The 14,479-nt window shown below is 63.4% G+C and carries 15 protein-coding genes; 8 read left to right on the top strand and 7 right to left on the bottom strand.

Annotation, left to right across the window (positions count from 1 at the left end; genetic code table 11):
• Positions 1-49: 49 nt before the first annotated feature.
• From ASD07_RS03305 to ASD07_RS03290, 4 genes are all read right to left on the bottom strand, one after another.
• Positions 50-928 (bottom strand): DMT family transporter, encoded by an 879-nt coding sequence (locus ASD07_RS03305; protein ID WP_156397827.1) that lies wholly within the window; start codon positions 926-928, stop codon positions 50-52.
• A gap of 80 nt (positions 929-1,008) precedes the next feature.
• Positions 1,009-1,416: a hypothetical protein gene (locus ASD07_RS03300; protein ID WP_055925060.1), complete on the bottom strand. Its 408-nt coding sequence runs from the start codon at positions 1,414-1,416 to the stop codon at positions 1,009-1,011.
• 10 nt (positions 1,417-1,426) lie between these two features.
• Positions 1,427-2,626 carry a porin gene (locus tag ASD07_RS03295; protein WP_055925055.1) on the bottom strand — a complete coding sequence of 400 codons (1,200 nt, stop codon included), beginning with the start codon at positions 2,624-2,626 and terminating at the stop codon, positions 1,427-1,429.
• A 145-nt stretch (positions 2,627-2,771) separates the two neighbouring features.
• Entirely contained in the window at positions 2,772-4,169 is a 1,398-nt protein-coding gene (locus ASD07_RS03290) for an amino acid permease (RefSeq protein ID WP_055925052.1), read from the bottom strand.
• Between the two features lie 144 nt (positions 4,170-4,313).
• Between ASD07_RS03290 and ASD07_RS03285 the strand changes: the two genes are divergently transcribed.
• From ASD07_RS03285 to ASD07_RS03270, 4 genes are all read left to right on the top strand, one after another.
• Positions 4,314-4,733 carry a hypothetical protein gene (locus ASD07_RS03285; RefSeq protein ID WP_055925049.1) on the top strand — a complete coding sequence of 140 codons (420 nt, stop codon included), beginning with the start codon at positions 4,314-4,316 and terminating at the stop codon, positions 4,731-4,733.
• Positions 4,730-5,092 (top strand): DUF5329 domain-containing protein, encoded by a 363-nt coding sequence (locus tag ASD07_RS03280; protein WP_055925047.1) that lies wholly within the window; start codon positions 4,730-4,732, stop codon positions 5,090-5,092. The genes ASD07_RS03285 and ASD07_RS03280 overlap by 4 nt, the downstream gene beginning before the upstream one ends.
• A gap of 42 nt (positions 5,093-5,134) precedes the next feature.
• Positions 5,135-5,767: a dienelactone hydrolase family protein gene (locus ASD07_RS03275; protein ID WP_055925044.1), complete on the top strand. Its 633-nt coding sequence runs from the start codon at positions 5,135-5,137 to the stop codon at positions 5,765-5,767.
• A gap of 84 nt (positions 5,768-5,851) precedes the next feature.
• Entirely contained in the window at positions 5,852-6,763 is a 912-nt protein-coding gene (locus ASD07_RS03270; RefSeq protein ID WP_055925041.1) for a hypothetical protein, read from the top strand.
• On the opposite strand, the gene ASD07_RS03265 is transcribed toward ASD07_RS03270, so the two are convergent.
• Entirely contained in the window at positions 6,743-7,225 is a 483-nt protein-coding gene (locus ASD07_RS03265; protein ID WP_055925349.1) for a hypothetical protein, read from the bottom strand. The two genes, ASD07_RS03270 and ASD07_RS03265, sit on opposite strands and share 21 nt — an antisense overlap.
• A gap of 127 nt (positions 7,226-7,352) precedes the next feature.
• Between ASD07_RS03265 and ASD07_RS03260 the strand changes: the two genes are divergently transcribed.
• The 4 genes from ASD07_RS03260 (at position 7,353) to ASD07_RS03245 (ending at position 12,088) form a co-directional block, all read left to right on the top strand.
• Positions 7,353-9,035 (top strand): methyl-accepting chemotaxis protein, encoded by a 1,683-nt coding sequence (locus ASD07_RS03260; RefSeq protein WP_055925039.1) that lies wholly within the window; start codon positions 7,353-7,355, stop codon positions 9,033-9,035.
• 88 nt (positions 9,036-9,123) lie between these two features.
• Positions 9,124-10,149, top strand: a complete 1,026-nt coding sequence (locus ASD07_RS03255) for a hypothetical protein (RefSeq protein ID WP_055925036.1) — start codon at positions 9,124-9,126, stop codon at positions 10,147-10,149.
• Entirely contained in the window at positions 10,149-11,528 is a 1,380-nt protein-coding gene (locus tag ASD07_RS03250; protein ID WP_055925033.1) for a peptidylprolyl isomerase, read from the top strand. Before ASD07_RS03255 ends, ASD07_RS03250 begins: the two co-directional genes overlap by 1 nt.
• Positions 11,525-12,088, top strand: a complete 564-nt coding sequence (locus ASD07_RS03245) for a hypothetical protein (protein ID WP_055925030.1) — start codon at positions 11,525-11,527, stop codon at positions 12,086-12,088. Before ASD07_RS03250 ends, ASD07_RS03245 begins: the two co-directional genes overlap by 4 nt.
• A gap of 88 nt (positions 12,089-12,176) precedes the next feature.
• Here ASD07_RS03245 and ASD07_RS03240 read toward each other — a convergent pair whose 3' ends face one another.
• On the bottom strand, positions 12,177-13,013 hold the full coding sequence (locus ASD07_RS03240; RefSeq protein WP_055925027.1) for a hypothetical protein: 837 nt from the start codon (positions 13,011-13,013) through the stop codon (positions 12,177-12,179).
• Positions 13,013-14,359, bottom strand: coding sequence for an amino acid permease (locus ASD07_RS03235; protein WP_055925024.1), 1,347 nt, complete (start codon positions 14,357-14,359; stop codon positions 13,013-13,015). Before ASD07_RS03235 ends, ASD07_RS03240 begins: the two co-directional genes overlap by 1 nt.
• Positions 14,360-14,479: the final 120 nt, after the last annotated feature.

The following is a 14,479-nucleotide window of genomic DNA, read 5'->3' as shown; positions in this document are numbered from 1 at the left end:
AGCAAAATTTATGCCATATAGGAAAATCAAGCACTTACGAAAGAAACATTTACCGACTGTAAAGTTTTCCGACAGTAATTCGCCAATTCAGGTTGACTCCGAGGCTGGCCAACACGATCAGGGCGAAGCCTGCGATCTGCCAGGCGCTGATCAGGTGGCCGTAGACCAGGTAGTCCCAGCACACCGCTGCTGCGGGGTAGATGAAGGTCAGCACCGCGATTGCCGCGGTTTCCATGCGCGGCGTCGCGCCGTAAATCATCACATAGGCCATTGCTGTCGGCACCAGTCCGAGGGTGCCGAGCCATCCCCACTGCGCGGCGCTCAGGCCGCCGGCAGGGATCGCGCTGAATGCGCCCAGCAACAGTGCGCCGGTCATGCAGTGCACTAGCGCGGTCAGGTGCGGCGGCGTGCCGCGCATCGATTTGGTGGTCAGGGTCACGCCGGCGTAGGCCAGGGCGCCGGTCAGCGTGCTGGCGATGCCGAGCAGGTAGTTGGCATCCATCGGCTCGTCGAAACGCACGCCGCAAGCCAGTGCCAGGCCGCCGAAGCCCAGCGCGACCCAGGCCAGCTTGTTGGCGGCCAGGCGTTCGCGCAACACTAGCGCGCCAAGCAGCAGCACCATGAAGGGCTGCACATGGAACACGATGGTGGCGACGGCGATGCCGATGCGGCGGATCGCTTCGAAGAAAGTGACCCAGTTGACCACCATCAGTACCCCGCTGAAGGCTGCCAGCTTGAAGGCGCGCGGCGGCATGTGCTCGCGCTTGAACCTGCCTTTCCAGCCGCAGTAGAGCGCGAGGGCTGCGGCGCCGATGGCGCAGCGGAAGAACACGGTGGTCACTGGATCGAGGCCCGCCTCCTGGACGTACACGCCCAGGGTGCTCAGCATGAGCATGGCGACGATGTAGGCGAGGACGGGTTGGCGCATTCCGTCGATCATCGCATGAAAGTCGGGGTCAGGTCCGGCAATCGGACAAATTTGTCCGATTGCCGGACCTGACCCTGAATTTACTGCACAGTGAGGATGACTTTGACGCTGTCGTCGACGGCGGACTTCTCGATATAGCCGATGGCCTGGACGTCGGCAGCAACGGCTTTCTTCACCTCGGCGCTGGAGCCGTACTCCTTGGGCGCCGTGCCTTTGCCGGTGAACACCAGCTTTGACCACTGCGCCTTGACCTGGGCGCTGTCCTTGCCCAGCACCTTCTGGCTGAACTCATTGCGCAGCGGGCCTTCGGTATGTTCGATCGGCGTGAACAGGGTCGATTTACCGAGGAAGAACTGGGCTGCCTGTTCGCTGAACATGCGCGAGGCCGGGTTCTTCGGATTGACCACTACCACGATCTCGGCTGCCAGCACGGGCAGGGCGGCACACATCATCGCTGCGGCCAGCAGCGGCTTGATTCGCTTGTCCATGGCTGCCTCCTCAGAACACGAAGTCGAGTGCTACCGCGTACACGTTCACTGACTCATTGAAGCCAGGCTTGTAATTGATGAACGCTCCGGGCCCGTCTTTCGGCTTGATGTGGTCGACCTGGACTTTCAATGCCAGCGATTTGTAGAAGTCCCAGCGCACGCCGATCGCGTCCGAGCTTTGCAGCGCCGCCTTGGCCAGGCCGTTGACGCCCAGGCCCAGCGGCGCCAGCGGGCCGGTGGTCGGCAAGCCTGCCACGCTGCGGTCCGACTTCTGCTTGATGCTGCCGTGGTAGTAGTAGGGCAGGAATTTGCCGAAGCGGTAGCCCGCCATCGCGTACCACGAGTTGGTGTCGTGCACGATCAGCGTATCGGTGCGGCGCATGGCGTATTCGGCCTGCAGCACCACGTTCTTCCAGTCCATGGTGCCGCCGACGGAGGTGAAGGTGCCCTTGACGTCGTTGAGCGGGATCATGTTCGCCACCGAGCCAAATCCGAAGGTACGAAGCGTGGTCACCAGCCCGGCCAGGGTGGGATTGTCGACCACGCTGAAGTCGGCCTGCGCGCGGCCGAAGCGCAGTGTGAACGGGCCGTTTTCGGCGACCACGTGCAGCAGCAGCATCTTGCGGAACTCGACGTCCTGCGCCGGCTGGTCAACGTCGGCGCGGCCGGTGCCCACCTGCACGCTGAGCGAGGTGTCGCCGAAGCTGTGCTGGTAGAGCAGGTCGACGCCGTCGAAGGAGTCCAGCGTGACCTGGCGATAGACTTCAGCCGGCGGGCGCAGCATGGTGTTGGCGTAGCCCACGTTGCGGAAGTCGGAAATCATATAGATCGGCGCGCCCATGCGGCCGACGCGCACGCTGAATTCATCGTTGACCTTGAACTTGGCAAAGGCCCACGCTGCCTGCGCGCGGTAATGGTCAATGGCATCCTTGCGCACCAGGCCCTGGCCGGTGAACGAGATCATGTCGTTGACTTTGACCGTGGCCTGGATGCCGAAGTTCGAATCGACGCCGGTGCGCCAATCCTTCCTCACGCCCGATGCCTGGTTGGGGCGGATGAATTCAGCGTCGTCGGTGTCGGTGGAGGTGAGGGCGGCGGTGCCGAAGCCGCTGATGGTGACGGTAGGCCCGCCTTCCTGGGCGCTTGCCACGATGGTGAAACTGGCTGCTGAAAGCGCGGCAAGCGCGCTGCACATTCTTTTCATCGTCATGCTTTCTCCCGTCGTTATTGGTGGCGAACAAGCTGACTACGGGCCCCAGTGTTACAGATTGCGGGCGGCTGCGCCATTTTTCGTGGTAGGCGCGCAACAATGAAAAAAGCCCGCAGCTGCGGGCTTTCATGGGGGAGTGTGCTGCTTACTTCGCTTTACCCAGCTCGGAGTTGTGGCGCGAGTAGCCGAAATACACCACCAGGCCGATGGCCAGCCAGATGCCGAAAGCCAGCCAGGTAATGGCCGACAGGAAGGCCATCAGCGACAGGCAGAAGATAACCGCCAGGCCGGGAATCACCGGCACGCCAGGGCAGCGGAAGGCGCGGTGCAGGTCCGGGCGCTTCTTGCGCATGATGATCACGGCGATCGACACCAGGCAGAAGGCGGCCAGGGTGCCCATGTTGACCAGTTCGGCCAGCACGTTCAGCGGTACCAGGGCGGCGATGAAGCCGAAGATCAGGCCGACCATCCAGGTGGCGAAGAACGGGGTGTGGTATTTCGGGTGTACCTGCGACAGCTTCTTGGGCAGCAGGCCGTCGCGCGACATGGCGAAGATGATGCGGGTCTGGCCGTAGGCCATCACCAGGATCACGGTGGTCATGCCCAGGATCGCGCCCAGCGATACCCAGCCGGCGAACCAGTTTTCACCGGCGTATTGCAGTGCCAGCGAGACCGGGTGGTCAACGCCCAGGAATTGCTGGTAAGGGACGATGCCGGTCATGATGCCGGCCACGATCACGTACAGGATGGTGCAGACCGCCAGCGAGCCGATGATGCCGATCGGCAGGTCGCGCTCAGGGCGCTTCACTTCTTCCGCTGCGGAAGTCACGGCGTCGAAACCGATGAAGGCAAAGAACACCAGCGCGGCGGCGCTCATCACGCCGGATGGGCCGAATGGCATGAATGGCTGCCAGTTGGCTGGCTTCACATGGCCGGCGCCAACGGCGATGAACAGCAACACCACGCCGATCTTGATGACTACCATGATGTTGTTGACGCGGGCCGATTCACGCACGCCCCAGCCCAGCATGGCGGTCAGCACGATCATGATGACGAAGGCCGGCAGGTTGAAGAACGTGGTGACACCTGGAACGGCGCCCGGTGCGGCGCTCAGCGCGGCCGGCATGTGGATGCCGATGCCGGAGATCAGCGATTGGAAGTAGCCGGACCAGGCTACCGAGACGGCGGATGTGGCAAGGCCGTATTCGAGCATCAGGTCCCAGCCGATCATCCATGCCACCAGTTCGCCCAGGGTGGCGTAGCTATAAGTGTAGATGGAGCCGGCAACCGGAACGGTCGAGGCGAATTCGGCGTAGCACAGGGCGGCGAAACCGCAGGCCAGTGCTGCGACCACGAAGGAAATCGTCAGGGCCGGGCCGGCGGTCAGTGCGCCGGTGCCGGTCAAGACGAAGATGCCGGTACCCACGATGGCGCCAATGCCCATCAGCACCAGGTCCATCGGACCCAGCACTTTCTGCAGACCGCCAGGGGTACGGGCGGTTGCCAGCATGTCGTCCAGGTTCTTAGTCCTAAAAATGCTCACTTGTCTCTCCAGTATCTCTTCTCTTTTGGGATCGCCAAAAAAAGGCTGCCGCATATTAGCACACGGGTTTGCGGCCAGATGTTGTAGGATTGTAAATCTGAATTGTTTGTTGCCTTAAAAGTCCTTGCCCCACAGATGAAATATATGATACTCGCCGCGGCCACTGCCGCGACCACTTTCGCCTGCGGCGCGTTCGCGCAGCCGATGCCGCCGCAGCCCAATACCCCGGCCTACAAAGCCTGCATGGCGGAAGAGGGCGAACTGCGCCCGCAGCGCCAGGCGCTGACACGCCGCTTCCGCGAACACGAAACGGCACTGGAGCGCACCTCCGCCGATTTATCGGCGCATGAAGCTGCCTCGCCCCAGGTCAATCGTACCGACAGCGCAGCCGTCGCCGCCTACAATGCACGCCAGGATGAACTGAACGCGCGCGCCGCCAGTCTGAACGCGGAGGGCACCAGCCTTGAAAAAGAGCTGCATGCATTTAATGCGCGTGTCGCTGCCGGCAATATCCGCTGCGGGAACATCCTCGCGCCCTACAACGTTCGCAGGAAGGAGAAATGATGCGCAAGATCCTCGCCCTGGTGTTCGCCCTGGCTTGTGCCGGAGTCCAGGCCGCACCGCTGCCGCCCCCGGCCCGTGCCGAAGTCGAGGCGCTGCTGACGCGCCTGCAGTCGTCCGGATGCCAGTTCAACCGCAACGGCAGCTGGTACAGCGGCGCCGACGCCAGGAGCCACCTGCTGCGCAAGCTGGAATACCTGGAGAAGAAGGACCTGGTCAAGAGCGCCGACCAGTTCATCGACCTCGGCGCCAGCTCCAGCAGCTCGAGCGGCAAGCCGTATCTGGTCCGATGCGGCGCGGCCGCGCCGGTGGAAAGCAAGGCCTGGCTAAGTGCCGAATTGAAAGCGATCCGCGCGCATTGAGTTTGCCGCCGGAGGTATAGTGGGCCAGGAGGTACGCCCGCCATGCTTCACGAAACAGCCAGTATTGCCACCCCTGCCGGAGAGCTCGAAGGCACGCTTGATCTGCCCACCGGGGCGAAGGGCGTGGTCCTGTTCGCGCACGGCAGCGGCAGCAGCCGCTTCAGTCCGCGCAATAATTTCGTGGCTGGCGTCTTGCGCGCGGCCGGCATCGGCACCTTGCTGGTGGACTTGCTCACGCCGGCCGAAGACCAGGTCTACCGCACGCGTTTCAATATCAGCCTGTTGGCTGAACGCCTTGGCTTGGCCGCCGATTGGCTGGCGGCCTGCGTCGCGGCGCGCGGCCTGCCGCTCGGCCTGTTCGGCGCCAGCACCGGCGCCGCTGCCGCCTTGCAGTTTGCCGCGGAACGCAAGGACGTGGCAGCCGTGGTGTCGCGCGGCGGCCGGCCCGATTTGACCGGGCAGGTGGCGCTGGCCCGGGTGGCTGCGCCAACCCTGTTCATTGTCGGCGGCCGCGACGAAGGTGTCATCGAGCTTAACGAATCTGCTTTCCATAATCTCCATTGCAAAAAACGCATCGACATCGTGCCCGGAGCGACTCATCTGTTTGAGGAAGCGGGCGCGCTGGAAGAAGTTGCACGTCTTGCACGTGATTGGTTCAGCCAGCACCTTTCATGATGATTGGTGATGAATGGTGAGAATGCGCGCATTTTCAACCCCATCTGCATCGCTATAATTTTCCCCATCTGATTGGGAGAGTGTATGACGCTGCATTTGAAGAAGGCATTGTTCAGGAATTGTGTATTCAACAGCATCGTGTGTGCTGCGCTGGCTGCCATCCTCATTCCATTGCTTGGCGCGCCCGGCGGCATGCTGTGGCCGGCGATACTGGTTGTTGGCGTCGGACTGGCGACTTTCCTGCGGACGGCATCGAGGATTCGGCAGGGCCTGCTTTCGCGCGTGCAGGAGCTTGCCTCTTACGTCCACATCGACCGCGCCAGCGCCCAGGCCCGCAAGCAGGTCGACTGGAGCCTGATCGACGATTATGCGACCCAGCTTGCTACCCGCGGGTTTCGCCCGCTCGGCGACTACACCACCTATCCGAGTGCACCGACACTGGCCGGTGTTGCGGCCATGTTTACCGATGCCGAAGGCAGCATGATCATCGAAATCCAGCAATTGAAGCTGATGCCGGAGGCCGGCAAGACAGACGGGATCTATTTCAGCATCATGTCGATGGTGGGCGGCAGTATCCGCGTGGTGACCAGCAACCATAAACCGATGGCAGTCACGTACATGATGCGCGGCGAACACGATGTGGCGACTGCGCGTCCGGGCTCCGGCTTGATGGAATTGCTGGCGACGCACACCGATTTGCTGATGCGCCTGCGCGAAAAGGTTGGCAAGGCGCCCTCGACCGGCCTGACGGTGGAGCGTTATTTGCTGGCGATCCGCGAGGCCCAGGCCCAGGCGCGCAGCCGCCTCAGCGCCATGAGCGGCTATGCGATCGCCTGCGCGGTCGATCGTTTCGACGCAGAGCGTCTGCTGCGCTGGACGCCGCAGATTGCGGACCTCAAGGACGTGCCGCAGCGCCGCCTGGAAGAGCTGGACAACGGCTTCGGTTCGGACATCCAGCCGCCGATCTTCCACGAATCACTGGCCACGCAGTTCTGATGGCATTGCCTTGAGCTGGTAGCGTGCGCCGGCCAGGAAAAGCAGGAACAATAATCCGGCAATCGCTTTCAGGGCCGGGGCCTCTGGACTGTCGAATGCCGGATTGCCTGCAGGGAGCCGGGTAAAGGTTTCGGTAATGCCGGGTATGAAGTGCAGGAAGAAGGTAAACGAATAGCCGACGGTCTCGATCTTGCGGCCGGCGGCGCCGAACCAGCCGAGCGAACCGGCAGCGTAGGCGAATGCCAGCGTCAGCAGGGTGAGCACGGCAAGGGCATGCGGTTTGCCGAATCCGCCGTGGGCGAACAGGCCGAAGCCGGTCAGGCTGACCAGCAGGGTGCTGGCCAGGTATAGCAAGCCGGTCTTGCGGCGCGGGCGGATGCCGCGGTGCAGGGCGTAGGCGGCGATGCCGGAAGCGAGGGCCAGCAAACCGAGCGCGGTGTGGAAGCTGCCGAGTAGTGACATGTTTAGCTCCTGGATATAAGGTTGGACTGCAATGATGTATTGATGATAGTCGTCATCAATACAGGTGGCCAATTGCATGTTCCTGAGGCTGCGATAGTGATTCATTTGCATAGGATGAAATCCCATCATGAAAATCAGCAATCGACTGGTCATTACCCTGGCAATTGCGCTGATCGGCCTGCTGTTTGTCGGTGCCGAAGGCTTTTGGCAACTGCGCGACGCGCAGCAGCGCATGGAGCTGGTACAGACTCGCCTGATCCCGAGCGTCTCAGCCATCAATGCCGCCAAGGCGGCGGTCAGCGACAGCCGCCTGGCCGGTTACCGCCTGTCGGTGTTTTCCAACCTGCCGGACAAGACTGCGCTGGACAAGGCGTACAACGACGCCCACGCCAACTTCGACAAGGTGCTGGCCGACTACGCCAGGAACAATGTGTTCGATGAGACCGACCGCAAGATGCTGGAGCAGGACAAGGCGGTCATGGAAACCTACCGCCTGGCGCTGGTGCCCTTTATCGCCGCTGCGCACGCGGGCGATATGGACGGCGTGCGGGCCACGCTGGTGGCGGGATCGCCGCTGGCGCTGGGCGCGGCCGGCGTCAAGAAAAGCCTGGACGACCACGTTGCCTACAACCAGAAGCTGATCGAAAAGGTCAAGGCCGACAGCGATGCCGATTACTCGAAGGCGCTGACCATCCTGGTTGCGGTCACCGTGGCGGTGCTGCTGATCGTGGCGTTCATGGGCTACAAGATGTACCTGGTGATCACCGGCGGGCTGGACCGGATGCAGGGCACGATGGAAGACGTCAGCTCTTCGCTGGACCTGACGCACCAGGTCGAGGTGGAACGGATGGACGAAATCGGCCATGCCGGCGCGGCTTTCAACAAGCTGCTGGGTGAGATCGGCGGCGTGGTTGGCACGGCCCGTTCGGCGGCGGATGCGGTCAGCACGGCGTCGCGCCAGATCGCGGCCGGCACCGGCGACCTGAATAACCGCACTTCGGCGCAGGCGGCGGCGTTGGAGGAAACCGCCTCCAGCATGGAGCAGCTGACTTCCACCGTGAGCCAGAACTCGGACAATGCGCGCCAGGCCAACCAGCTGGCGCGGAATGCCTCGCAGATCGCGGTGCAGGGCGGCGAGGTGGTGAAGGAGGTGATCGACACCATGGCCTCGATCAACGCTTCTTCGCACAAGATCGTGGACATCATCAGCGTCATCGACGGTATCGCGTTCCAGACCAATATCCTGGCGCTGAACGCCGCCGTGGAAGCGGCACGCGCCGGCGAACAGGGGCGCGGCTTCGCGGTGGTGGCGACCGAGGTGCGCAACCTGGCGCAACGCTCCTCCGCAGCGGCCAAGGAAATCAAGACGCTGATCGACGACAGCGTGGAGAAGGTCGATTCCGGCACCCAGCTGGTGGTACGCGCGGGCGACACCATGAGCGATGTGGTGGCCAGCGTGAAGCAGGTATCGGACATCGTGGCGGAAATCAGCGCCGCCACCGCCGAGCAGAATGCCGGCATCGCCCAGGTGCACCAGTCGATCACTTCGATGGACCAGGTCACGCAGCAAAATGCCGCGCTGGTGGAAGAAACGGCTGCGGCGTCGCAGGCCTTGCAGGACCAGGCCGAAGTGCTGGCCCGTGCGGTGAGCGCATTCCGCATCGGCGCCGCCCACCTGAAAGCGGCGCCAGTGTTGCGCAATGCCAGCAGTGCCGGCAGCCGCGCCGCTTCCACGGCCGTTGCGGTGCGCCCGCCACGGCAGCGCAAAGTCGCCAGTGCCACCGCAGGCGACGAGTGGGAGCAGTTCTGAGTTTTGTTAATATTTTTAGAATACTTTTTCATCTGTCCGTCATAATTTGACGCTATCGTCTGGACTCTTTTCAACCAGGAGACACCAGATGAAACTGAGCACCATCGCTGCCAGCCTCGCGCTGGCAGCATCCGCAGTAAGCCTTCCGGCCCACGCATGGCAGCAGGAGACGCACCGTCGTATCGTGCTGGACGCAGTCAATTACATGAAGGCCAATCCTGGTAGCACCAACTACAACAAGCTGCTGGCCGGCGTGACGCGCGCCGGCTACACGATGGAGCAGTTCGCGGCGGCGCTGGGGCAGGGCGCGTACGACGTCGACGACTTCGCCGACACCTATATCTGCGGCGCCACCACCGGCAACTGCCAGATGGCGCCGGTGTGGGGCGCGGGCGCCAGCATCGTCAAGTACACCACCTTCTGGCATTTCCAGAACCACACTGGCGGGCGCGACGTGCACGGCAATCCCTTCGGCGGCTATAACTACGCCAAGATGACCGTGGCCGGCGACATCGACAACCTGGCTGCGAGCTGGCTGTATGGCGATTACCTGGACGACGGCTCCGGCGGCCTGAAAGGCTGGTTCGGCGACGGCAGCAAATACAACGCCTACGGCATCACCGAGGCGCACTACCGCCTGGGCGGCTATTCCACGCCCTCGATGTATGCCGACTTCGAAGCCGCGCCGTTCCAGCCGATCGACAACCTGGGCCAGTACTGGTTCTCGCAATTCCTGGCGCAGCCGACCGCGCAGTCGCTGGGCTTCGTGCTGCACACCACAGACCTGCTGCAGCCGCACCACACCTGGACCACGTCCGCGCACGACCACTCGGGCTGGGAGCAGTGGGTATACGACTACTACGACAGCGAACGCCTGAACGACTCCGCGCTGGTGGCGGCCGCCATGGCGGATTTCACACCGGTGTCGACCAGCGGCAACGATATCCGTCCATTGCTGACGCAAGGCGGCACCTACTCGTATGCCAACGGCGGCATTGTGCTGTCCTCGAATGCGCACGGCGACCGTGTCGTGGTCGGCAAGAAGATGATTCCGCACTCGATTGCCATGGTGGTCCACGTACTGAACCGCGCCGCCGAGCGCCTGGCCAACTGATGGCCGCCCGCCACCGCGCTGCCTTGGCCGTGCGGGCCGCCGTCTCCGCCGCGGTTGCCGTAGCCGCCGCGCTGGCCGGCGCCCACGCGGTGGCGGGCACCGCCGCGACAGATGCACCGCGCACCGCCGCTGAAGCGGTCCATGGCGCTGCGGTCGCCGCCCGCATTGACGGCGAGCCGATATACAGCTTCACCCTGGACACGTTATGGCAGCAGCTGCGCGCCGGCAAACCGTCGCTTGAGCGGCGCGCCGCGCTGGACGACCTTATCCAGGTCCGCCTGCTGGCAGCGTATGCAAACGCCCCGGCGCCGAAATCGGAAGCCAGCCTTCCGGTAGCCTTCGCCCCGGACGTCACGCTGGAAGAGCGCCTTGTCGCAACGCTGCGCGAAGTGTATGGAAAAGAGGTCGATGCCGCAGTCAAGGCGCTGCCTGGCGCCACGCTGGAAAGCCTGGTTACCGCGCAGCCGCCCATGCCGCAGCCGGCTCTGGAAGCCATCTTCGGTCGTCCCGGCCCGCTGAGGCTTGAAATCGCGTTGACCCCGGAGCAGCAAACCCAGGCCGGTGCAATCGACGTCCTGCGCTACCAGCTTCCAGCTGGCGAACCCGCGCATGTCACTTTGTACGACGTGTATTACCGCCAGAACGTCCAGGGGCGCCTGGCGCTGTCGCAGCAGCCCGCCAGCGTCGCAGCCGCGCAAGCCCGCCGTATTGTTGCCAATGCTTTTGTCCTGCACTGGGCCAGGCAGCGTTTCGGCGCCGAAGCAGTGGCCGACCTGCGCCGGGCGATTGCCGACGGCGAGGCCGTGGTGACGCTGCAGCACCTGTACGGCGTCGGCCTCGACACCGACTCCGGCAGTGTGCTGCTGAATCGCCTGTCCAGCGAAGCAAGCCCGCAAGAAATCGAAGCCTTCTACACCCAGCACAAGGACCAGTTTGCCCGCATCGACAAAGTCCGCGCCCGCCACATCCGCGTGGCTGACGAAGCGCAGGCGCAGCGCGTGCAGAAAGCCCTGCAGGGAGGCGCCGACTTTGCCGCCACCGCCCGCAAGATGTCGCGTGCGGCCGACGCAACCAAGGGCGGTGACCTGGGCTGGATCAGCGCCGAAGGCAGCAAGGACTGGCTTGCCAGCCTGGCCTTCAGCCAGCCGCCCGGCCAACCTTCGGCCCCGGTCCGCGCCCCGGTCGGTCCGAACGAACCCGCCTACTGGGAAATCGTGCTGGTAGAAGAACAGGTGCAAGGCTCCCACCCGCTGCAATCGGAAACGGTGCGCTACCAGGCCAGCCGCATGATCGCTTTGAAGAAAGCCGCGCGGCAGCTGGGCGAGATGATCGAACAGGTGCGCGGCAAAGCGCGCATTGAAATCACGGAGGCCATATGAAACGCTGGCAAGGTGCCGCAGTGATCGGCGCGATTGCCGCCGCAGTCGTAGGTCAATGGTACGCCGCCAGCGCTCGCGAAACGGCGCCCGTCGGCGATGCCAGTGCCGCCGCGCCGCCCGTACCTGACGCGCCGCCCCCCGCGCCGCGCCCGCCGGTGGCCGGCGAACCGGCTACGGCCGAGGCGGAAAACAGCGACGGCGACGGCCTGCGCCGAGTCCCCATCGCGCCGGTCGACACCAGCACACCCGCCTGGCTGCCGCTGGCGCAAGCCCGCGAATCCGGCGACCCCCGCACACCGCCAATCCAGCACGACGCCCCGACCGAACACCCTGACGCCAGCGTCCTGGCCGACCCGCAAGCCTACGCCGCCCACCAGCTGGCGCAAAAGCAGCGTCTGGCTGCCGCCTACGCGCAAGCAGCAGTTCCCGAACTGGCCCGCCTGCAGTCCGACCTCGAGCAAGGCCGTGAAGCCGGCGTACCGCCCGAAGAACTAGCCAAGGTCGCCGAGAAAATCCGCCGCATCGAACAGCAGCGCCAGGCCGCCGAAGCAGCAAAATGAAAGTCGGGGTCAGCTCCGGCAATCAGACACGGCCTCAGCCGCGCAGCGGCTGAGGCCGTGTCTGATTGCCGGAGCTGACCCCGACTTTTTAAGTTGAAGCTAGTGCTCTCGCCAGCGGCTTGATGACTTCGTCGTCCGTCCAGTAGGCGGTGTGGGACAGGGGATTCCAGCTTTTGGTCATGAAGTCCAGGATGCCTTGGCCGGCGTTGACTACGCGGTCTTCGACCAGCGTTTCGTAGCCGCCTTCCAGCGGCTGCAGCGGCCAGCCCAGGGCGTCGTCCGGGTCGTACAGGTTGAGCCAGGTGAAGCCGGGATTGGGCTTGTTGATAGGCTTGACGTCCATGCGCTGGTGGGCCGAGACGAATACCGGGATGTTGCAACCGGTCGTGACGAAGGTGCGCACCGTGCCGCATTGCAGGAACTTGCGCTGTTCCGCGCTCAGGCTGTCGGCCATGCGGCCCGCTTTCCAGATCCCGGCTGCGACCAGGCCACCGCCGGCGCGTTTCTGCGCGTCGTAGATAAAGCTGGACATCACCTGGCAGCCCAGCGAATGCGCCAGCAGCACGATCGGCGTGTCCGGCCCACTGGTGGCAAGAATCGCCAGCAGGGCGCGCGCGATCTCCACCTGCGCCTGCTCGTAGACGGAGTTGTCGTATTCCTTGCGGTTTTCCAGCCCAGCTGCGTCGGCAAAGCCGAACAGGATGAATTTGCGCAGCTGCTCGTAGCGCACCGTGGCGCGCTCGCGCGTGCGGTTCCATACGTCCAGCTCATTTGGCTTGAGCAGGTGCTGGTAGTACACGCCGTGCACGTCGACGTTGGCAAAGGCTGCCCCCATGCGGTGCGACAGCGCGCGCCGCATGTCGTCGGCATAGTCGAGCGGCTGCTCGCCCATGCCGTGGATGGTCAGGAGTGCAACCTTGGACATTACGCGGCCGCCTTCTCGGGAACGCCGCGGAAGCGGTAGCCGATGAACAGTGCCAGCAGCCATACGGGGATCAGGTACACCGAGATGCGCAGTCCTTCGGTCATGTACATGATCACCAGGATGCCCGCCAGGAAGGCCAGGCACAGGTAGTTGGTGAGCGGGTAGCCCCAGCTCTTGAAGCCTGTCTCAAGGCCTTCCGCTTGTTTCTGGGCGCGGAAGCGCAGGTGGATCCAGCTGATCATGCCCCAGTTGATCACCAGCGAAGAGACCACGAGCCCCATCAGGAAGCCAAATACTTTGCCCGGCATGAAGTAATTCAGCAGCACGCAAATGCCGGTGGCAAGGGCCGATACGCCCAGCGCCGCCAGCGGCACGCCACGCTTGTTTACGCCCAGCAGGGCCTTCGGCGCATTGCCTTGTTTGGCCAGGCCGTACAGCATGCGGCTGTTGGAGTAGACGCCGCTGTTATATACGGACAACGCCGCGGTCAGCACCACGACATTCAGGATATTCGCGACCCAATTGGCGTTCAGGGCGTGGAAGATCATGACGAACGGGCTGCCACCGGTGACCACTTTCTGCCACGGGTACAGCGACAGCAGCACGCCCAGTGCGCCGATGTAGAAGATCAGGATGCGGTAAATGGCCTGGTTGGTCGCTTTCGGGATGGTCTCGGCAGGGTTGCTGGCCTCCGCTGCGGTAATGCCCACCAGTTCCAGGCCGCCGTAGGAAAACATGATGACGGCCATCGCCATGACCAGGCCCGAGACGCCGTTCGGGAAGAATCCGCCCTGTTGCCACAGGTTTGCAACGGTGGCTTCCGGACCTGCGTTGCCGGAGGCCAGCAGGTAGGCGCCGTAGACGATCATGCCAACCACGGCGACCACTTTGATAATGGCGAACCAGAATTCCATCTCGCCAAAGGCGCGCACATTGGACAGGCTGATTGCATTGATGACCAGGAAGAAGGCCAGGGTGCTGATCCATGGGGCGAGGTCGGGGAACCAGAACTTCATATAGATGCCCACCGCCGTCAATTCGGCCATGCTGACCAGCACATACAGCACCCAGTAATTCCAGCCCGACATGAAGCCCGCCATATGCCCGCAGTATTTGTCGGCGAAGTAGCTGAAGGAGCCGGCGACCGGCTCGTCGACCACCATCTCGCCCAACTGGCGCATGATAAAGAAGGCGATGAAGCCGGCCACTGCGTAACCAAGCAGCACGGAAGGCCCGGCCAGCGTGATGGTGTCCGCAATGCCCATGAAAAGGCCCGTGCCGATGGCGCCGCCCAGTGCGATCAGCTGGATGTGGCGGCTCTTCAGGCCCCGTTTCAGTTCTGTCATGTATGGCGTCCTGGTGTGGAAATGGTCAAAGGCCCTGATTCTACATCTTCGCAAGGCAACAATGTCTTTTTCGCACTGCCGCATTTTGCGATACTTCTCTTTGACCTGGATCAAATATTT

The sequence above is a fragment of the Duganella sp. Root336D2 genome (genome assembly GCF_001425005.1).
In the GTDB taxonomy this organism is placed as follows: domain Bacteria; phylum Pseudomonadota; class Gammaproteobacteria; order Burkholderiales; family Burkholderiaceae_D; genus Rugamonas.
The sequence above is the reverse complement of the archived record's forward strand: the minus strand, read 5'-3'. Positions and strand labels throughout refer to the sequence as shown.